This window comes from Salegentibacter flavus, assembly GCF_900115145.1.
Classification (GTDB): domain Bacteria; phylum Bacteroidota; class Bacteroidia; order Flavobacteriales; family Flavobacteriaceae; genus Salegentibacter; species Salegentibacter flavus.
Window position 1 is genome coordinate 1 of sequence record NZ_FOVL01000001.1, and the last position, 20,681, is coordinate 20,681.

A 20,681-nucleotide genomic window follows, 5' to 3' on the forward strand; every position below is an offset into this window, starting at 1 on the left:
TCGCAAAATCTTCCTCCAGGATATTAAAAACCGGCTTCCAATAGACGCCGGTGCTTTCCATAGCCACATGAGTAACCCCTTCTTCCTTACACCAATCTCGTAACTCTGTCAAAGAACTTGTATAGGCAGTAAACTGCCTGGTCTGATAATCTTTGCTATTGCTTCTAACCGTAGCAACAATAACATCCTTGTGCACATCTATTCCGCATCCCACGGAAATAACCTGCTCGTAGTCAATTGCTTTCATTCCAATAAGTTTTTACATCACTTAAATTTAAGCAAAAAACTCATCGGTGTTTGCGTGGGCTAAATCATGGGTATTTCATACAAATAAACTTTGAATATTAGTGGCGAACAATTTAACGGCAATAGCCAGCAAGATAACGCCAAATACCTTTCTTATCACACTAATACCCTGACTTCCTAAAATTCTTTCGATTCTAGCTGAAGCCTTCAACACTGCATATACTACGATAAGATTGATTAAGATGGCCACAATGATATTTATGGTTTCAAATTCTGCCTGAAGAGAAACCAGTGTGGTCATCGTACCCGCCCCGGCAATTAACGGAAAAGCAAGGGGCACAATAGAAGCCGTTTCGGGCTCATCATCTTTATACAGGCTTATTCCCAGGATCATTTCTAAAGCCAGGAAAAACAATATAAAAGCACCGGCTACCGCAAAAGAATTTACATCGATACCAATTAAATTAAGTATCTCTTTTCCCAGGAAAAGGAAAACAATCATTAAAATTCCGGCTACTATAGAAGCTTTTTCACTTTGAATATGACCAACTTTTTTTCGAAGATCTATGATAATCGGGATATTCCCAATTATATCAATTACCGCAAAAAGTATCATTCCCGCGGTAAAAATCTGCTTAAAATTCAATAAATCCAACATAACTTCAGCTTTGAAAAATTTTGTGCAAAAGTAATTTTTAAAAACAGAGTGTCAAGGTTTTGTTTATTAATTCTTTATAAAGTTTTGCCATTATAATTTTTGACCAAAAATGAAAAGAATTGCGCATCTTTTTGCTTTTTTAGGTTAACGCAAGAATCCTTGCCAGATGGCACCAGACACTTATACTTAATGAAATTATAAATTTATTTCTTACTGATTATTTCAGAAACTGATTTCAACAATTATCTTTGCCACATGTTTCAGATAAAGAAGACCATAGTTTCAGAGGAGATCATCAATAAAGATTTTGTTTGTAATCTTTCGGCCTGTAAAGGAGCCTGTTGTGTAGACGGAGAGGCCGGCGCCCCGGTAGAACCAGAGGAACGGGAAATTATGGAGGAGATATACCCGAAAGTGAAGCCTTTTCTTCGACCAGAGGGCATAGAAGCTATCGAGACTCAAGGCACCTATATTACCACCGAAAACGGCGAACTCGAAACCCCACTTATCGATGGAGCCGACTGTGCCTATGTTACTTTTGATGATAAAGGCACTGCTCTTTGTGGCATAGAAAAAGCCCATAACGAAGGTCTTATCGATTTTAAAAAACCTGTTTCCTGCCATCTTTACCCGGTAAGGGTACAGGAATATTCCAGTTTTTCTGCGGTAAATTATCATCACTGGCAAATTTGTGATGATGCCTGTAGTTTAGGAAAAGAGCTTCAAGTGCCGGTTTATAAATTCACAAAGGATGCCCTAATCAGGAAATTTGGGGCAGATTGGTACAAGGAACTCGAAGAAACCGTACAGCAAATTCAGAAGGAAAAATAATACCTAAAGCGCTATTTTTCAGCATCATATTTCTTTGTTCTGAAATATTTTCTTAACTTCTTCGCTTCAAAAACCGCCCTTCCGGTTTAAAGTCAGTATGCCCCAATACTGGAAAAAATTCGACAGCCCCATTTGATCAAGGAGATACTCCGAAATTATTATTCTAACCAAAAAAGCTAAAGCGATGAAAAATTTAATCATTTCAATGTTAAGCGTGCTGTTATTTGGATTTTCAGCCGAAGCGCAATTTTTAAAGAATCTGAAAAAGAAAGTAGAGCAAAAAGTCGAAGAAAAGGTGACAGAAAATATTGCCAACAAAGCAGCCTCTGAAGCCGAAAAGTCACTCAATAAAATGTGGGAGACTGATTTAAAAAATAGTCCGATCCCAATGGGTGCCAATCGCGTAGATATTAGTGAAGTTCCGCAATCTTACGATTTTAACTGGGAATACCAGTTAAACATGGAAACCAGGGACGGAAATATAGATATGACTTATCTTTTAAAAGAAGATGCGCCTTATTTTGGGATGCGAATGCCGCAGGCTGAAAGCATGTTTATGATCCTGGACATGGACAGAAAGCTTAGTATTATATATTTCGGTTCTGGCGAAAATAATTTTATTACCGCCAGCAAAATAGATAATCTTACCAATCCTGAAGACGAAACCAATCCTTATGAAAATGCAGAATTAAAGAAGATCGGTACGAAAAATATCCTGGGTTACGAATGCCAGGGTTATGAAACCGAAACCGAAGAACACAAGTTTACCTTCTACGTCACACAGGAAGCACCCATAAGTTTCGCCAATATGTATAGTGATGAAAAAAGCAATATTCCAAAAGGCTGGAATGCTGATTGGCTGGAAGACGGCGATGCTTTAATGATGGAAATGCAAATGGTAGATAAGAAAAATCTTAACCGAAATGCGAATATGCGTTGTACCGGGTTGGAGAAAAAACCTTTTACGATAAATAAGGAAAATTATACAGCCCTGGGTGCAGCTAAATAAAAACCGGGAATCATGGAAAACACTAACACGAATACCAACGAAGCTAAAGGCACTTTTGATCCTAAAACTATAGCCATTATTGCCTATTTAACCATAATTGGCCTAGTGGTAGCTTTTGTGCTAAACAATGATAAAAAAGATAAATTTGCCACTTTTCATATTAAACAATCCCTGGGGCTTGTAATAATTAGCCTGGGACTTTTCATTATAGGAATGATCCCAATCTTAGGATGGATATTAAGTTTTCTCGGTTCAATTTTCCTGCTGTATTTATGGATTATGGGACTAATTAATGCGATTAATAACAAAACCAAACCGGTTCCCTTTCTTGGGGACCATTTTGAAAAGTGGTTCGCCACTATTTAGAGAAAATGAAAGAACAAATGGATTCATCCCCGAAATAGGATAGTATTCAGGGATTATAACATTTATCCCATCATTTACTTTTTAACATTTGTAATGTATTATATCGAAACCACTGCTATAATTGGGATTTCAAATTACTTATTAAGTTATTCTGTTGAAAACTTTGTTGAAAACGTTTAATCTTTACTTAGCTGATTTTCAAAACATTTCACCATATTTGTTGTGAACCTAAGAACCAAAAAGGTTTACACCAAAAAATATGTCAAAATCCCTACAGGAAACCACGCTGAAAGACGATAAAAATCGTTTCATCATTTTCCCTGTTAAACATAACGATATTTGGGATTGGTATAAAAAAATAGAGTCTCGTTTCTGGACAACCCATACCGATATTGCCGACCATAAACTGGAAATAAAAGAACAAAAGTTAAATACCAACGAGGTGCATTTCGTTAGAAACTTAATGGCATTCCTGGCCGGTTCACAAAATTTATTAACCCAGAATATTACCCGAAAACTTAACGGAGATATACCGGAAGCAAACTTCTGTTTTGATTTCCAGGCAGTTTCAGAAAATGTTTACCTGGAAAGCTTTTCAATGCTCACCCGTGCATTCCTGAATCGTCCAAAAACTGAAGAGCGACTTTTTTCTGAAGTTAATCCGCAGCTTAAAATTGTTGAAAATCACATCAAAAAATGGACAAGTTCAGGTTCTCTGGCCGAAGCTCTGGTTGCTTCAGCCGCACTGAATGCTATTTTCTTTCCTGCAGCACTCTCCTCTCTTTTATGGCTTAAAAAACGTAAAGACCTGGCGGGACTTAATTATTATTGTGAACTCATTTCACGTGATAAAGCATACCATCGCGATCTTGCAATAAACCTTTATTCAGAAAAGATCAAAAAAGATATTTCTTCTGAAAAAATAAGGGAGATCATACTGGAAACAGAGAATTTGATCGGGGATTTCCTCTTAAAAACTTTACCGGTGAATTTGATAGGAATGCCCGTTGAACATATAGAGCATTACCTCAAATTGCTTAGCGATGACCTTTTTGAAAAATTAGGTTATGAAACTGCTACTCAAACAGACAAACGACCAAGCCTGGCCGAACAACGTGTAGGAAAATTTCAACAGGCAGGACGAAAAATAGATAATGATTCTGATAAAATCAGTTTTAAAACTGATTTGTAAAGCCTCAAAAACGCTACGACCCCCAACGTGGCGTTTTTTGAGATTTTATTAGGCCCCCCCAGGTTTTTTTTAATCAGAGCCTTTTCCAAAACTCATTCCCACTAAAACAATCGAAAATAAGAGCTAATTCCATCTTACGAAGTCTTTGGAATTATTATTTTTGAGCAGACTGCGCTACCTACGCAACCTAAACACCAACACAAATGATGAACTGGGAACAACTTCTCTCCTTAAAACGTTTCGGAGATACCAATAAACGCCTTAGAAAAGAACAAAATGAGACCCGATTGGGCTTCGAGGTAGATTATGATCGCATAATCTTCTCTTCTGCTTTTAGAAGTTTACAGGATAAAACTCAGGTTATCCCCCTTTCCAAAACCGATTTTGTTCATACCCGTCTTACTCACAGCCTGGAAGTTTCTGTGGTAGGACGTTCCCTGGGGCGCCTGGCCGGACAGAAAATCCTGGAGAAGCACCCGCATTTGGAAACAATTCACGGTTACCGGATGAATGATTTTGGTGCTATCGTTGCAGCGGCCTCGTTGGCGCATGATATTGGAAACCCTCCTTTTGGACATTCAGGAGAAAAAGCCATTGGTGAATATTTTAGTCATGGTAAAGGCAGACGTTTTAAGGAACAACTTACAGAGAAAGAATATCGCGACCTGGTAAAATTTGAAGGGAATGCCAATGGTTTTAAAATTCTAACCGAAACCAGACCGGGAATTCCCGGTGGACTCCGGCTTTCTTATGCAACTCTGGGAGCCTTCACTAAATACCCCAAAGAGTCCCTTCCGCATAAACCTACCTCTAATATTTCCGATAAGAAGTTTGGATTTTTCCAGTTGCAACGCGACAGCTTTCAGGAGGTGGCCCGGGATTTAGGTCTGATTCAAACAGGGAAAAATAGAAATCTAGGCTATGTCAGACATCCCCTGGCATTTTTGGTAGAAGCAGCCGATGATATTTGCTATACCATTATCGATTTTGAAGACGGTATCAATTTAGGACTCATAGATGAAGATTATGCCCTGGAGTACCTTATAAAACTAGTTAAAAACAATATCAACACCCAGAAATACAATACACTTCAAAATACATCAGACAGGCTTGCCTATTTGCGGGCACTGGCAATAAACACTCTTATTTCTGAAGCTGTAGAGACCTTTTTACAAAACGAAGAGGCTATTCTCGAAGGAAAATTCCACGATGCTTTATTTGATAAGAGCGGTTATGAAGCCCAAATTAAAGACATCATAAAAATAAGCATTGAGCGAATTTATCAGAGCGAGGAGGTGATTAACAAAGAAATTGCCGGCTATAAGATGCTCTCATTCCTTTTGAACACATATACAAAAGCTTTTTTACCAACACAGGAAGAAGAGAGCTCTAATTTCAACAAACTCGTATTAAAATCGGTGCCTAAACTTCAGCATTTGCAGGATGAAACTTCGGTATATAAAATCCTTATGGAAATATGTTCCTATACAGCATCACTTACCGACGGACTAACCGTAGCCTCTTTTGAAAGGTATAAGGGTTTAAGCTTATAGCGTTAAAATTCATAGATAACGCCCACACCAAGTAACTGTTTGAATTGCACCCGGGGACCAAATGTCTCCAGGTTACCATCGCCATTGGTGTCTTCTTTATATTTCACATCATCGTCGTACCGTAATTGAGTTCCTATGTTAGCTCTTATAAAGTCGTTCACCTTTAGGTCTGCATTTACCTCCCAGTCTACATCGACATTCCCGAATTTATTGAGATAATCTGAATAGAGACTTATCCGGTTATCCAGTTTAACATTTGTAAAAATCTCTTTGGCGAAATTACTCGTTACTAAAAAACCTATTTCTGTTCTTACGCTTTCCCCTTCCTTAATTAAATTCCCCAGGTCATCATATTGAGCTCTCTGGACTCCGAACATCCCTTCATTGGCAAGACGCTGGTCAAGTACGAAAGTGGATTTCTGGGTTAAGGGAGAAATATAAACATCCAGAGATTCATCGTGGCTGGAATATTGGCTACCAACACCCACAAAGAGATATCCCGGAGCCATAAATTTCGAAATAGGCTTGTCGGTTTCAGGATATTTATACCCATTAGCAATTTGAGTATTAAAGGTGAATTTAGCTGAATAATACCAATTGGAGATGGAATCCTTTCGGTAACCAAAGGAAGAATTCAGTCGAAATTCATCATCGGTTTTTCGCACCTCCCGGTCTTCCTGGGCATTTAAACCGTATTTAAAAGAACCGCGGTTTTTCCATGACAGTAATTTCTTTGTGTAATTTCGTTCAAAATTTCCGTGAACCAAAGCCGAAATTGAGTTATTACCACCCGCGTTCCAATTAATAAAAGCTACTTCGTTAAAATTTAAACCTACTGCATTTTTTTCGGTCCAGAAAACAAGCATCGGAGGTTCCAGCGTTATGGTATCCAGAACAACCAAAAGAGTATCCTGAACCGGTGCAGGTTTTACAACTTTTATAGTATCAGATGGTTTTATAGGATTGGGAATTATTTGGGCAGAAGCATTTAGCGCAAAAAGACACGCTAAAAAGCTCAGGAATAGGATTTTCATTGGATAATTTGGATTCTTCGGATTATTCGGATTTGCAAAAATAAAAAATTCAGAGTTGAGAAAAAATCACCTCACGTATATTTTCAACGTTAATTCCGCACTTTTCTTGTAATTCATCTACACTTCCGTGTTCAATAAATTTATCCGGAACTCCTAAACACCTGATCTTTAGTCGATAATCATTTTTAGAAGCAAATTCCAGGACTGCACTTCCAAAGCCTCCTTTAGCAACCCCATCTTCCACGGTAATAATACTTGTGTATTTCTTGCAAATCCTATGCAGTAGTGTCTCATCCAGAGGTTTTACAAAAAGCATATCAAAATGACCGATTTTATCTTTATGTTCGGCCTCTATCTTCTCTATAGCCAACTTTGAATTTCGGGTCATATTCCCAATACTTAAAACAGCGATTTCACTACCTTCTTTCAGGCACCTTCCTCTTCCAATCTCTAATGCTTCAAAAGGTTGCTGCCAGTCTGTTAACTGCCCTCTTCCGCGCGGATATCGAATAACGAGAGGAGAATCAAGTGCTAACTGCGCGGTATACAGCAGGTTTCTAAGATCAATTTCATTGGCGGGTGCCGCAATAATCAGGTTGGGAATACTTCGAAGATAAGCGATATCGAATACCCCGTGGTGGGTCGCCCCATCCTCGCCTACCAGTCCCGCACGATCAAGACAAAAAATTACCGGGAGATTCTGTATTGCAACATCGTGGATAACCTGATCATAAGCCCTTTGAAGAAAAGTGGAATAAATTGCACAGAAAACCCGGAATCCCCTGGTTGCCATTCCGGCTGCAAGGGTTACTGCGTGTTGTTCAGCGATTCCAACATCAAAAGCACGGTCTGGAAAAGCCTGCATCATATATTTAAGGGAGCTACCCGTGGGCATAGCCGGAGTGATGCCTATAATTTTTTCATTTTTTTCAGCAAGTTCTACCAAACTTAGTCCAAAGACATCCTGATATTTTAAAGGCAAATTTTCGGTGGCCTTAGGCAGGAGCTCACCGGTTTCAGGTTTAAATTTACCCGGAGCATGATATTTCACCTGATCCTCTTCAGCCTTTTTTAGTCCTTTTCCTTTTGTGGTGAACACGTGAAGGAATTTTGGACCATTTATCTTCTGAAGCTTCCTGAGAATTTTTATTAACCCAGGAATATCATGACCATCCACCGGGCCAAAATACCTAAAATTGAGTGCTTCAATTATATTGTCTTGCTTGGGTTTATAGCCTACCCTGGCCTTGGTAAGGTATTGCTTTAAAGCTCCTACACTGGGGTCAATCCCTATGGCATTGTCATTCAGGATTACCAGCAAATTAGCATCGGTCACGCCGGCGTGGTTAAGTCCTTCAAAGGCCATTCCGCTGGCTATGGACGCATCTCCTACCACGGCAATATGTTGTTTTTCTTTTTTCCCCTCAAGGTTTGAGGCAATAGCCATTCCCAGTGCCGCTGAAATTGCAGTGGATGAATGCCCCGTCCCAAAAGTATCGTAAATGCTTTCTGAGCGCTTCGGAAATCCACTGATACCGCCTAACTGCCGATTGGTGTGGAATTGGTCCCTGCGCCCGGTAAGAATTTTGTGACCGTAAGCCTGATGGCCTACATCCCATACCAGCAGATCATCTGGCGTATTAAATACATAATGCAGGACGATGGTGAGCTCCACAACCCCTAGGCTTGCACCTAGATGACCTTCTTTAGTAGCAACAATATCTATAATGAATTTGCGAAGCTCTGCAGCCAAACGGGAAAGGTCTTCCTGAGGTAATTTCCGAAGATCTTTGGGGCTGTTTACCGTATTTAACATGGGTGTTGGCATGCGTGCAAAGTTAGGGTATGAATTTGTAATTATGGTGAGTATTTTAAATACAAACGTTCTAATATTTTTATCTTTCGGAAAAATACAGGAATAATGCTGAGTCCTTTTGATGATGAATATTTTATGCGGAAAGCCTTAGAAGAGGCCGAAGAGGCTTATACAAAAGGGGAAATCCCTGTTGGGGTCGTTGTGGTGATCAACAACAGGATAATCGCCCGGGGACACAATCTCACCGAAACCCTGAACGATGTGACCGCCCATGCCGAAATGCAGGCTATCACTGCAGCAGCTAATTTCCTGGGCGGAAAATACCTTGTTGATTGTACGATGTATGTCACCCTTGAGCCTTGCCAAATGTGTGCCGGGGCTCTTTATTGGAGCCAACTATCGAAACTGGTTTTCGCCGCGGAAGACCACCAGCGTGGTTACCGCAAAAATGGGGGGAAACTTCATCCTAAAACTCAGATAAAACACGGGATTCTTGAAGAAGAAGCTTCAGCATTGTTAAAGCGTTTCTTTATAGAGAAGAGGAATCTAAACTAAAAAGCACCGCCGGAGTGGCAGTGCTTTTCTGTATAAATCAAAGACTATTAAGCTTTTTTCAGTTCATCTGGTATTTCCCACATATCTTCGAGTTCTTCCAAGGATTTACCTTTAGTTTCGGGAATATATTTCATCGTAAAGAATATGATCGCCAGGATAAATACCGAAAAGATAAAGTAAGGTAAAGATCCACTCCAGAAATCATTATTGTTCACTTCGCTTTCCGCAATGATGGGGAAAGATTGGGAAACCACATAATTAGCTGCCCACTGTGCTGCAACGGCAATAGACATCCCTATAGACCTGATCTTATTGGGGAACATTTCTGAAAGCACAACCCATACTACCGGTCCCATAGACATTGCAAAAGCTGCAACAAACATTAGCACCCCAATTAGGGAAACAAGGCCAACATTACCGGTCATAAGTGAAACCCCGAGTAGAAGAAATCCAACGATCATCCCTACTGAGCCTATATAAATTAAAGGTTTTCGACCAAAACGGTCTACGGTAGCCATCGCTACAAAGGTGAAGACCAGGTTTACCCCGGCCAGAAGAATTTGCTGGGCCAGCACATCTTCTTTTCCGAAACCAAGGGCTTTTTCAAAAATATCGGCACCATAATAGAGCACGGCATTGATTCCTGTGAATTGCTGCAATACAGAAAGCACTGTTCCTATAACTATAATAGAAAATATACCTTTTGCGAAAATGTTCACTTTCTTACTGCCTTCTTCTTTTTGCAGAGATTTCTCGATCTCCTGTATTTCAATATTTGCGACTTCTTTTCCGTGAATTTTTGTAAGCACTTCTAAAGCCTGGGATTTCAGACCTTTTAAGGCCAGCCAGCGCGGACTCTTAGGCACAAAGAACAGAAGGATTAGAAATGACAAACTGGGTATAAGTTCAGACCAGAACATATAACGCCAACCGTTTTGGATATTTTCGGCTTCGGTAGCGGTGCTTCCAATAAAATAGGTTGCAAGAAAGACAACAAAAAAACCAATTACAATTGCCAGTTGATAATAACTAACCAGGGTACCTCTTATTTTTGCTGGGGCGATCTCTGCGATATAAGTTGGCGCGTTCATAGAGGCAAGTCCTATTCCCAGCCCACCAATAAGCCTGAACACCACCAAAAGCGATACCGACTCCGGAAGAAATGCGGGCAACCCCGAGCCCCAGGCCGATAAAGAAAAGAGAATACTGGAGAGGATAAGGGAATACTTTCTCCCCATAAAATTACTTATGGGCCCGGCGATAATTGCACCTACAAAACATCCTAAGAGGGCACTACCAACAACCCAACCTTTCATGACTGCATCAAGATCAAAATACTGGCTGAAATAATATTGGGAGCCATTTATTACTCCGGTATCATAACCGAATAATAATCCTCCCAGGGCTGAAACAATCGTGGTTAAAATCAGATAAGATTTACTATGCATGAGCTTTTTTGTTTAGGGTGGGTGAAGATAAGAATTATCAATTAATTCCCTACTTTTTTCAGCGATGCATCTTTGTGTTAACGAATTGTATTTCACTCATTTAAAATGGTCTTGTTTTCCGAATTATTTAAAGTTTATTGGGTGATTTATAATTTAAAGACCGATATCTCAAAATGTTATAATCAGTTAAAATTTATGGATTGCAGAATTTTTTTTCTGAAACTTGAAAAATGTTAAAATTAATTCAAGCTCCCAATCTATGAAATACAAATCTTTTAGCATAATCAAGACTCGGTTATGCCTGATAATGGTTCTAATTTTTATAAATTCTTCTGCCCAGGATAGCCAGAATGTTAAGGAAATTTCCCATTCGGTTTATTTTACTGCAAATACGGGGCTGGATGATTGCCTATCTTCCAAATTAATTCTGCAGCAAATAAACGAGGCTTCCCAAAATGATCAGGAAGCTTCAGTAGTAATTGTGGGAAACATTACCCCAAAGGGAGGCTATCCTCCCAAAAAGAAAGCCCGGAAAGAAACAGAAGAATTTTTGAAGGAAAGACTTATGAACCCCCTGGAAGGTTTCAACGGAAATATTATTTACAACCCCGGCGTAAATGAATGGAACAAAGAAGGCCATCAGAATATAGACGATATGGAGTCCTTTCTTCAGGATAACAGCGAAGCAGAATTCTGGCCAAATGATGGATGCCCTATTGAGGGGGAAGATCTTAACGATGATGTGCGGTTGACAATGGTAGATTCTCAATGGTTTCTGGAAGAATGGGACAAGCATCCATACATCAATGACAAATGCGAGATTAAAACCAGGGAGCAGTTTTTTATTGAATTAAAAGATGAATTAAAAGATGAGCAGGGGAAAACTATAATTGTGAGTATCCACCACCCAGTGATGTCTAACACCCGCCACGGATTTATCAATAAAATCGCTGGTTTTACCGAGCAATCCTACCAAAATCCACTAAGAAAAGAACTACGCGACAGGCTGGAAACCCTCTCAAGACAGTTTGAAGATGTGATCTTTGTTTCGGGAAACGACAGGAATATGCAATATATAAAAGATAACAACACTCCCCAGATTATTAGTGGGGCAATGGGTAAACTCCAAAGATCAAAACCTGAAGGAGATAAGGATTTCGCTTCTAAAAAACCCGGATTCGCTAAGCTGAATGTTTATAAGGATGGCAGCTCGGTGGTAGAATTTTACGAATCTGCCGCTTCCGGACCTCAGCTTCTGCACAGCCAGTATATAAAACGTGAAAGAATAAGTGAAGACGAAGTCTCATATCATTCCAAAGAAGACTTTGAATCCACTTATAAAGCTTCAGTTTATACTGAAGAAGAGGTGAATAAATCTTATCCTTATAAGAAAATGTGGGGTGAGCATTACCGGGACATCTACGGTAGGCAAATAGAAGTGCCGGTATTATTTTTAGATACCCTGCCCGGAAATCCCATAGCCATCAATGAAGGTGGAGGTAGACAATCGCGAACCCTTAGGCTGCTCGACGATAATGAAAATGAATTTTCGCTAAGGGAAATCAGGAAAAGTGCCCTCAGGTTTATCCAGGCAAATATTCAAGGCCATTATATCCACGATTATATGGAAAATACTGTAGCCGAACGAATTGTCCAGGATTTTTACACCACGGCCCACCCATATGCCCCATTTGCCGTTAACGATATCATGGAAGACCTTGATCTTTATCACGCTAATCCCAAACTTTATTATGTTCCTAAGCAGAAAAACATTGGTATTTATAACGAAGATTATGGAGACAAGCTCTATATGTTGGAAGAACACGTAGGAGATCACAATAAGGAGTTTGAAGATTTTGGAAATGCTGATGGTATACTAAGTACTTCGGACCTTTTGCTTGAGTTAAGAGAAACAAAAAACATTTACGTACACGAGCCAACTTACATACGAGCCCGTCTTGCCGATATGCTTATTGGAGATTGGGACCGGCACCAAGACCAGTGGCGCTGGGCAGAGTTTAAAGAAAACGACTCGGTTAAAATATATAAACCCATTCCCCGGGACAGGGATCAGGCTTTCTCAAAATATGATGGCTTTATGGTGAGACTTTTAAAATTTGGTTTTCCTGAAATGAGAGCTTTCCAAACCTTTGAATCAGACATTGCGGACGTTAAATGGTTTAATAAAGCAGCATATCCTTTAGACAAAGCTTTTATAAGAGACGCTACCTGGCCCGAATGGAAAGAACAAGTGGAATTTATTCAGAAAAATTTAAACGATGAAAAAATTGAAGCGGCTTTTGCTGCACTTCCCGAAGACACCCGGGATGAAAGCATAGAAAATATAAAAAAAGCACTTAAAGCCAGACGTGATAATCTGGAAGACATTGCAAATCGGTATTATGAATTCTTAGTCCGTTACGATGTAGTCACAGGAACTGAAGAAGACGATTCCTTTATAATTACAAGAAAACCGAATGGTGTAACTCAAATTAAGGTAGAGGGTGGCGATGGTTCAGAGTTTCGGCGTTCGTATTCTTCATCAGAGACCAAAGAGATCTGGGTCTATGGTCTGGAAGGAGAAGACGATTTTAAGATCGAAGGAAAAGGAAATGACCTGATTAAACTTAAAATTGTGGGTGGCAAAAACAACGATACTTATAATTTTGATAATTCACGCAAAACAAAGACATACGATTATAAAAGCAAAAAGAACAGTTTTGAGAAAACCGGTTCCAAAATGCTAACCGATAATTACAACATAAATAATTATGACCCCGAAAAACGCAATAATTCCACCAATGTATTTTTCCCCAGCATAGGTTTCGATCCAGATGCAGGTTTTAAAATGGGAGTTAAAAACACCTACACCACCTATGGCCTGGCCAGGAATCCCTTTACAGCAAAACATAGTCTTTCACTCAATTATTTCTTTGCTACCGATGGGTTTTCTGCGGAATATACCGGTGAATTTGCACATATCTTCCCCAACTGGAACCTTGGCCTTGAAGCGAAATACACCAGCCCTAACTATACACTGAATTACTTCGGAACCGGTAACGACAGTTTTTACGATGAAGACCAGGTAGATATGGATTTTAACAGGGTAAGGATTCAGCAGGTGAGTTTTACTCCTTCTTTGATAAGAGAAAATAATCGCGGTAGCAGTTTTTACCTAAAAGGAATTCTTGAATCCATGGAGGTTGCCTATAATGAAAATGAATTTGTAGGACAGTCTTTTGATGAAAACAGCGAACTTTTTGAGCAACAACTCTATGGAGGAGCCGAAGTGTATTACCGGTATTTTAACCAGGACAATCCTTCCTTCCCTAGTCGGGGAATGGATTTTAGTCTGACTACAGGGTACAAAGCTAGTATTGATGAACACAATAACAAATTCGGTTACCTTAAGCCCTCTTTAGGGATTAATTACCCACTTCATTCCAGCGGAATAGCTACTCTTGCGACCAAGGTAGGCGGGGAGATGATCTTTGGTGACAATTATGAATTCTATCACGGAGCTACCCTCGGCGGAAACCATAGTCTTAGAGCTTACCGCAACGAACGTTTTAACGGGAAAGCTGCTTTTTTCCATAGTACAGATATCCGGGTGGGACTTTCCAAGATACGGACTAATTATATACCTCTTAGATTCGGGCTAAGCGCAGGATATGACTATGGAAGGGTTTGGAGTGAGGAACCGGAATCTGACGACTGGCACAACAATTACGGAGGTTCATTCTTTATAAATGGCTTCAATGCTTTAACCGCAAATTTCGGCTATTATCTGGGTGACGATGGTAACCGCTTTATGTTCAGTCTCGGATTTAATTTTTAAACCTTTATCAAAAAAAAACCGGAATGCAACACATTCCGGTTTTTTTGCCGTTGAATTTCTTAATTGAGGTCTTTATAATCAAATTTCTGACCCCCTACAGAAACCTCTATCATGGCTCCTGCTTTTGGCATGGTCAGGATAGCTCTTCCATTTTCAAACTCTACACTTTTAGCTTCTCCTTCTTCAATAATTACTACTGAAGCATTGCCAGAAAGTTTATAATTTCCTTCCTTGAATTTATCCAGTTCAGACTGGGTTTGAAAAAGAATAGCCTGCCTGAAGGCCTGACCTCCTAACTGAAACCCAATATCCAACTGCCTCAATTCAGCAAAACCAATAAGATTTCCATCTTGGTAAACCACACCATTTCCGGCTGCTCCGCCAAGAATATAGGCGCCTTTTCCTACATTGGGAAAGATCACATACCCGGCCGAGAGATCAAATAGTTCTTCCACCTCAGGATTATCGGCTATAAAGGCTGTTTTAGCTCTTTCCGCGTCATCTATCAATCGTTCCTGATCTTCAGTTTGGGCAAATGTTGTGCTCACAAATATCAAAGCGAACAAGAAACTGTAAACGAAATTTAATTTCAGTTTTTCCATCATCATTCATTTTAATTATACTCTATTGAAATTAAGAATTTGCTATCACAATTACTGTTAAGCATCTGTTATTTTCAAGCCGTCAGAAAGTTCTACAAAAAACTGTGGAATTCCACACCAATTTTCAGCATCTCAAAAAAAAATACTTATTCATTCATGGCATACAAAACCCAGGAAATCACATTTAAGGAGTTACAATCAAGCAGTTTATGTGCTTTTTAGCCAAGAAAAACAAAAGATGGTAAGATAGTTGGTTTAAAGAGTTGAACCCAAATTGAATAGATGTTGAACGATATAGATATAAACCTGCTTTTTGATATTGCACAAGTTATATTTCTGATTCCCTTTTTATACCTGCTTAACCAGGTAATATTTAAGCGTCTTAAGAGAAGACATAGCTTTTTCTCTTTCAGGCTAATGAACAGCCTATTCTTTTATCACCTCATCTTTGGTACTATTTACTATGTCTATGCTTCTTTTAATCCATCAGACTCACACAGGTATTTCCAGGTTCCGCAAAAAGAAGGAAAAGAATGGATGGATTTTGCAACAACCGGAACCGGTTTCATAGATTTTGTATCCTATCCATTTATAAACTATCTCGGTTTCAGCTATGAAATGATGATGTTACTTTTCACCTGGATTGGGTACCTGGGCTTCGTATATGCATATCTTATTTTTAGAGAGAATATGCCGCATAAGATCAAGGTTTTTAAAAAGATCAACTTATTGCCATTACTGCTTTTCCTTCCTAATATGCACTTCTGGACTGCCTCATTGGGAAAAGGCGCACCAATTTTTCTAGGACTTATGGTGTTTGCCTATGCCGTCAAGAATTCTGAACAACGCTGGCAAGGACTCTTTTTTGGTTCTCTTTTAATCTTTTGTATCAGACCACATATATTTCTCCTGGTAGCGGTTGTGGCAATACTGGGGATATTACTCAGTAACAAACATATTGAATGGAAAAAGAAACTGGTATATACAGGGCTAATTACCGCGGTGCTTTTGATCTTTAGAGACCAGATCCTTGGAGTGGTAAACCTTGGAAATTCCCAGGATCTAATTAGTGATTTTATTGCGTTTACCGATAAAAGAGCCGATAGTTTAGGGCAGGCAACCTCTGGAGTTGCGATGAGCGAATACTCCCTTTTCGAGAAGTTTTTCACTTTCTGGTTCAGGCCCTTATTCTTTGACGCGCCTGGATTCTTTGGAATCATCGTTTCTGCTGAAAATTTTATCTACCTGCTACTGGCAGTGAAGCTGTTTAAAAGGAATTTCTTCAATTTTATTAAGATTGCACCTGTAAAGGTTAAGATGAGCCTGTTATTGTTCTTGCTGGGTTCTTTTGCAATGACTTTTGTGATGTCTAATTTGGGAATAATCATCAGGCAGAAAACCATGGTGATGTATTTTCTCTTTTTTGTGATCTATTATTTCCTTGCACATGAGCAGATGCTAAAGTCCACCCCAAAAGTGAGGACATTACAAATATACCCGCGTAAAGCAGCTTAATCCAATATTAAACGAAAGCCACAAGGCAATTCTGCTTTGGGGCTTTTATTTTTGGCAGCCTCGCCAGGGATCTGCCCCTGCCGGAAGGCCTATATTTACTGGGTTCTTACCTTCTTAATCTCAAAACGTTGACGATCTGTGAACTGAAATCACTGATTTTCAAATAACATCTATCAACTTTAATCAAATAATATTAAACGGGAATTTGCTTAATTTACCGACATGTAGATGTTCGTCATCTATTATATGTGTCGTCTCAATCGAACTTTTACAGCTTTTTATCTAATGTATTTTTACCAACATTGTAGGCATAAGTAGCGCCCGGCATAAATTGAAGATTGATATCCTTACTGTTTTATTTTCTTTGACGTCTATAGTGATTACTAAAGCTGATTGCAGTTTATTGATTTCGCAGAATTTCAGTAAATTTTTCAGTTCGGTTGCCTTATCATAGTATCTGTTGCTCCATTTAATTTCCAGTGCCCAGATTGGTTTTAGTGTAGCGAAAATTTTATAAGAATTCCGTGAAGTTTTAATTGCAGGATCGAAAAAGTAAGCTGTTCTAAGGGGATAATATGATTAATATCGAATACCTTAAGTTAGGATTTTCTTACCTTTGATTCTTATTGAAAATGGGGTGCTTGCCAAAAGGCAGGCTGAGATGATACCCGGGAGTTTTTACTCTGTACCTGATCCGGATAATGCCGGCGTAGGGATTTCTAAGCTGAGGTTGCATTCCTGTAACTTCAATTCAGTTTCATCACCTCATTTCATTGCTTAAAGTAAAAACGATGATAGAGGATTTCTTTATAAATCTTACTTGGTTGCAGGCCCTGGGTACTACTTTTGGAGTAGTTCAGGTTTTATTGGCGAGGAAAAATAATATCCATAATTATTTATTCGGCATCGCTGCTATACTTATAAGTCTTTGGGTGCTTTACCGGTCAAGATTATATGCAGATATTATTTTAAATCTCTATTACCTGGTAATGAGTATTTATGGCTGGTTTTACTGGAGGTTTGGAAGGCAGGAAGAAGAAACCCCAATTTCTCGCGCTAGCAAATCTGAACATCTAAAAGCCCTTGGAGTTGTGTTGGGGTGTTTTACGGCAATGAGTTACTGGCTTCGGTTCCATACTAATTCTGATGTTCCGTTTTGGGATGCCGGCGTGAGCGGATTTGCCTGGGCCGGGATGTGGCTTATGGCCAAAAGAAAAATGGAGAACTGGATTTTTTTGAATATCAGTAATACCATTTCCATCCCTTTGCTTATTTATAAAGAACTATATATTTATGCCGGATTGACGATTTTCCTTTTTATAGTAGGAACTTCTGGATATTTTAAATGGCGAAAAATTATGAAGGATGAAGGAAGACAACAAGCTGCAAGCGCTTAGGAATTTATGTTTTGATGCAAACATTTTTCCTGAAGAAGTTTTAACCTGGATCGCAGAAGAAAACCTTTGGAATATTTGGGTGCCTAAAAAATATGGAGGATTAGAACTTACCTTTACTGAAGGACTTACAAAATTGCGGGAATTGGCCGGGATAGATGGCAGTTTGGGGTGGACGGTAACTTTATGTAGTGGTGCCAATTACTTTATAGGAAATCTAGAACCTGAAACAGCAAAGGAAATTTTTCAAAAACCAAGAACTACAATTTTGGGAGGTAGTGGAGGCATTTTTGGAACGGCTGAAAAACTAGGCGATAATTATAAGATTTCCGGAATCTGGCGTTATGCCACAGGTGCTTCTTACTTAAGTCATTTTACGCTTAATGCTAAAATTTATGAAAATGGTAAGGCTTTGCTAAACGAGGATGGAGCACCAAAAGTACGCTCGTTTGTATTACCTAAAGAGGAAGTTCAGATTATTGAAGATTGGAACACTATGGGCTTAAAAGCTTCAGTCACTCATTCTTTTGAAGTAAAAAATGCTTTAATCCCTAAACGCTTTAGTTTTATTTATAATGAATTTTATCAGCCACAGGACATTTTTAAAATTCCATTTTCAGCTTTTGCTGATCTCACGCTTTGGATTAATTATATTGGGATTGCCGAACATTTTTTGGATGAAGCCAACTCTGAAAAATCTTTGGATAGCTTAAAAAACTTAGAAAAAAGTATCTCTGCTGCCAATCAAAAAGTCGCAAAATATTCAGAAAATATTGAAGAAAAGATCGCTGGCGGAGAAGAGATTACCAAGGATTATATAGGGGAAATTCATACTTTAGCTTCAAATTCGGTAAAAAATATTTCCAGTAATATTATTGAACTATATCCCTGTTTGGGCGTAAAGGCAAGCCGGAAAAAGCAACCCTTAAATCAGGTCTTTTGCGATTATTTTACTGCAACCCAGCATCATATTTTCACAAAATAAAGCTTGGTTGGATTGTTAAGGGGCAGCGTTTCGGTTTAAATTTTGCCATTCAGCATATAATTATCCCGGGTTATAGATCAGCATTTTCAAGTATTTCTTTTTTCATCCAGAGGATTTTCCTTTTGACGGTGAATTAGAAAAAGATGTAGATCAGGATGAAAGATGGTTTTCTGCTATTTATTTTTTGATTCAGAATCCAGAAAATTGAACATAAAAAAGGCGGATTATTCATCCACCTTTTTTGCCCCAAATCTACCATGAACTTAACCTACTTATGTTATGGTCTTGCGAACATAAGAAGAAAAGAGGCGCTGCAAAAAACTTTCAGCCCAATAACTTAAATACTTGGTGAATGCCTTCTTTGGAAAATTATTTGTAGGAAAATTCTTATATTCAGGAATAGTCCACAACATTTAGGAATGATCCTTTATTGTCACCATTTTGTTACTCAAAAAAGAAAAACCCCATAAACAGTGAAGTTTATGGGGTTTTGGCTTCATTTGAAGTCTTAAAAGTACTCGAGGCGGGAGTGTTTAGAATCCCTGTTATCCCGTATTTACAAAGTATTTCGGTTAGGAGGTTTTGGAGTGCCTCCGAATTAGACACCTTTAACTTAAAATTAACTATTCGAAATGTTCGAGAATAGGCTTTTCCAAAAAATTTAGATTCATTTTCTTACCACTATACCTAAATCTTTAAAGGTGAAAACCTTGAATATCGGGTTTTAATTGATCGAATTGGTTATTATACAATGGTTTATACGACTTCCAGTTTTTTCTAAAAGCAATAATTTGTCCAGTTTTTTCTAAAAAAAACTGGACAAATTTCAATTCCTTATTGATTCGTTCTTCCAGTTTAGAAGCAGCCTCGTAGATAAAGTCGTTGTTCCAATACATTGTTCGTTGTGTTCATTATTTTAAAGTGTTCAGTGACAATGAACATTCAATTATAATGAACATTAATTAAAATAAAGAAGAATAAATAGTTTTGTTAGCTTTCTCTCCAAACCTTTTGCGCCTCTAAGTTAGTTACAGCTTGGCGATTTCCGCCTCTGTTTTTATTCCTAAGCCTCCGCTGCCCCCTCTGCCTGTTCAATGACTCCCTTTGGCAAATTATCCAGTTCAGAGAACGGCAGATTACCCCGTAATTCCTTTTTCACTGCCAGGCGAATGGCGGCGCGGGCATCTTCTTTTTTGGTCCAATCGAGCTGGAGGTTTTTCTTGATAAAGTCTACTACTTTATGCACCAGGTCCTGGATAGGTCCGGTTTGGTTGAGCAATTTTTCGTTGGCAGACAAGAGGTCATAGAATGCCAGTTCATCTTCGGTTAAACCAAGTTGTTTGGTCCTGATGTCATCTTGTTGGAATTCATTTGCGAGGTCGAGGAGGTGTTTTATCGCTGCGGATATTCACTAAAATAATGATGTATAGGTGAAAATTGAAGGGACACAAGCAATACTAAATTCATTTAATAAAACTAAGTGTATTGTTGAATAACTATCCGATTTTTTAATAGCTTCTTGAAATGATAACATTATAGATGAATTTTTTAAACCATTTCAGCTAAGGTCTCGTATAAAATAATGCGAGCTGGCGTGAGTAATTAGTAATATTTTCTTTTAACAAGTTTCGTTCATTTG

18 protein-coding genes and 1 riboswitch are annotated in these 20,681 nt (G+C 38.8%); of the genes, 10 read left to right on the top strand and 8 right to left on the bottom strand.

Translation table 11 applies throughout. The features are described from left to right. Positions 1 to 247, bottom strand: a 247-nt coding sequence (locus BM266_RS17560) for an IS110 family transposase (RefSeq protein WP_139220576.1), incomplete at its 3' end; no start/stop codon positions are given. A 75-nt stretch (positions 248 to 322) separates the two neighbouring features. Then, the gene (locus BM266_RS00010) at positions 323 to 904 is read right to left on the bottom strand and encodes a MarC family protein (RefSeq protein WP_093404290.1); all 582 of its coding nucleotides are present in this window, start codon (positions 902 to 904) and stop codon (positions 323 to 325) included. A gap of 255 nt (positions 905 to 1,159) precedes the next feature. Between BM266_RS00010 and BM266_RS00015 the strand changes: the two genes are divergently transcribed. The 5 genes from BM266_RS00015 to dgt all read left to right on the top strand — a co-directional run bounded on the left by BM266_RS00015 (position 1,160) and on the right by dgt (position 5,855). Further along, entirely contained in the window at positions 1,160 to 1,735 is a 576-nt protein-coding gene (locus BM266_RS00015) for a DUF3109 family protein (RefSeq protein WP_093404293.1), read from the top strand. 184 nt (positions 1,736 to 1,919) lie between these two features. Continuing rightward, positions 1,920 to 2,744 (top strand): DUF4412 domain-containing protein, encoded by an 825-nt coding sequence (locus tag BM266_RS00020; protein WP_093404296.1) that lies wholly within the window; start codon positions 1,920 to 1,922, stop codon positions 2,742 to 2,744. A 12-nt stretch (positions 2,745 to 2,756) separates the two neighbouring features. Continuing rightward, positions 2,757 to 3,110: a DUF4870 domain-containing protein gene (locus BM266_RS00025; protein ID WP_093404299.1), complete on the top strand. Its 354-nt coding sequence runs from the start codon at positions 2,757 to 2,759 to the stop codon at positions 3,108 to 3,110. Between the two features lie 259 nt (positions 3,111 to 3,369). Further along, a complete protein-coding gene (locus tag BM266_RS00030) occupies positions 3,370 to 4,302 on the top strand; it encodes a ribonucleotide-diphosphate reductase subunit beta (RefSeq protein ID WP_093404301.1) in 933 nt (310 codons plus the stop codon). Between the two features lie 206 nt (positions 4,303 to 4,508). Beyond that, the gene (gene dgt / locus BM266_RS00035) at positions 4,509 to 5,855 is read left to right on the top strand and encodes a dGTP triphosphohydrolase (RefSeq protein ID WP_093404303.1); all 1,347 of its coding nucleotides are present in this window, start codon (positions 4,509 to 4,511) and stop codon (positions 5,853 to 5,855) included. A 2-nt stretch (positions 5,856 to 5,857) separates the two neighbouring features. Here the strand turns inward: dgt and BM266_RS00040 are convergent, their stop codons facing one another. Then, on the bottom strand, positions 5,858 to 6,889 hold the full coding sequence (locus tag BM266_RS00040) for a DUF3078 domain-containing protein (RefSeq protein ID WP_093404305.1): 1,032 nt from the start codon (positions 6,887 to 6,889) through the stop codon (positions 5,858 to 5,860). A gap of 49 nt (positions 6,890 to 6,938) precedes the next feature. Then, positions 6,939 to 8,717 carry a 1-deoxy-D-xylulose-5-phosphate synthase gene (locus tag BM266_RS00045; protein ID WP_093404308.1) on the bottom strand — a complete coding sequence of 593 codons (1,779 nt, stop codon included), beginning with the start codon at positions 8,715 to 8,717 and terminating at the stop codon, positions 6,939 to 6,941. Positions 8,718 to 8,810: 93 nt separating this feature from the next. Here BM266_RS00045 and BM266_RS00050 point away from each other — a divergent pair, with 93 nt between their 5' ends. Next, on the top strand, positions 8,811 to 9,260 hold the full coding sequence (locus BM266_RS00050; RefSeq protein ID WP_093404310.1) for a nucleoside deaminase: 450 nt from the start codon (positions 8,811 to 8,813) through the stop codon (positions 9,258 to 9,260). A 47-nt stretch (positions 9,261 to 9,307) separates the two neighbouring features. On the opposite strand, the gene BM266_RS00055 is transcribed toward BM266_RS00050, so the two are convergent. Beyond that, positions 9,308 to 10,708 (bottom strand): sugar porter family MFS transporter, encoded by a 1,401-nt coding sequence (locus BM266_RS00055; RefSeq protein WP_093404313.1) that lies wholly within the window; start codon positions 10,706 to 10,708, stop codon positions 9,308 to 9,310. Positions 10,709 to 10,967: 259 nt separating this feature from the next. Here BM266_RS00055 and BM266_RS00060 point away from each other — a divergent pair, with 259 nt between their 5' ends. Further along, complete coding sequence (locus BM266_RS00060; protein ID WP_093405268.1) at positions 10,968 to 14,546, top strand: bifunctional metallophosphoesterase/BamA family protein; 3,579 nt, start codon at positions 10,968 to 10,970, stop codon at positions 14,544 to 14,546. Positions 14,547 to 14,605: 59 nt separating this feature from the next. On the opposite strand, the gene BM266_RS00065 is transcribed toward BM266_RS00060, so the two are convergent. Then, the gene (locus BM266_RS00065; protein ID WP_245760352.1) at positions 14,606 to 15,154 is read right to left on the bottom strand and encodes a lipid-binding SYLF domain-containing protein; all 549 of its coding nucleotides are present in this window, start codon (positions 15,152 to 15,154) and stop codon (positions 14,606 to 14,608) included. Positions 15,155 to 15,430: 276 nt separating this feature from the next. Here BM266_RS00065 and BM266_RS00070 point away from each other — a divergent pair, with 276 nt between their 5' ends. The 3 genes from BM266_RS00070 (at position 15,431) to BM266_RS00080 (ending at position 19,042) form a co-directional block, all read left to right on the top strand. Continuing rightward, positions 15,431 to 16,663, top strand: coding sequence for a hypothetical protein (locus BM266_RS00070; RefSeq protein ID WP_175494734.1), 1,233 nt, complete (start codon positions 15,431 to 15,433; stop codon positions 16,661 to 16,663). Between the two features lie 623 nt (positions 16,664 to 17,286). Further along, positions 17,287 to 17,396: riboswitch (TPP riboswitch) on the top strand. 58 nt (positions 17,397 to 17,454) lie between these two features. After that, positions 17,455 to 18,060, top strand: coding sequence for a nicotinamide riboside transporter PnuC (gene pnuC, locus BM266_RS00075; protein ID WP_093404315.1), 606 nt, complete (start codon positions 17,455 to 17,457; stop codon positions 18,058 to 18,060). Beyond that, positions 18,029 to 19,042: an acyl-CoA dehydrogenase family protein gene (locus BM266_RS00080; RefSeq protein WP_139220577.1), complete on the top strand. Its 1,014-nt coding sequence runs from the start codon at positions 18,029 to 18,031 to the stop codon at positions 19,040 to 19,042. The genes pnuC and BM266_RS00080 overlap by 32 nt, the downstream gene beginning before the upstream one ends. Positions 19,043 to 19,737: 695 nt before the next feature. Here the strand turns inward: BM266_RS00080 and BM266_RS00085 are convergent. Both BM266_RS00085 and BM266_RS00090 read right to left on the bottom strand, forming a co-directional pair. Further along, positions 19,738 to 19,938, bottom strand: a complete 201-nt coding sequence (locus tag BM266_RS00085; RefSeq protein ID WP_093404318.1) for a hypothetical protein — start codon at positions 19,936 to 19,938, stop codon at positions 19,738 to 19,740. 167 nt (positions 19,939 to 20,105) lie between these two features. Continuing rightward, on the bottom strand, positions 20,106 to 20,450 hold the full coding sequence (locus BM266_RS00090) for a type I restriction enzyme endonuclease domain-containing protein (RefSeq protein ID WP_317040936.1): 345 nt from the start codon (positions 20,448 to 20,450) through the stop codon (positions 20,106 to 20,108). Between the last annotated feature and the right edge of the window lie 231 nt (positions 20,451 to 20,681).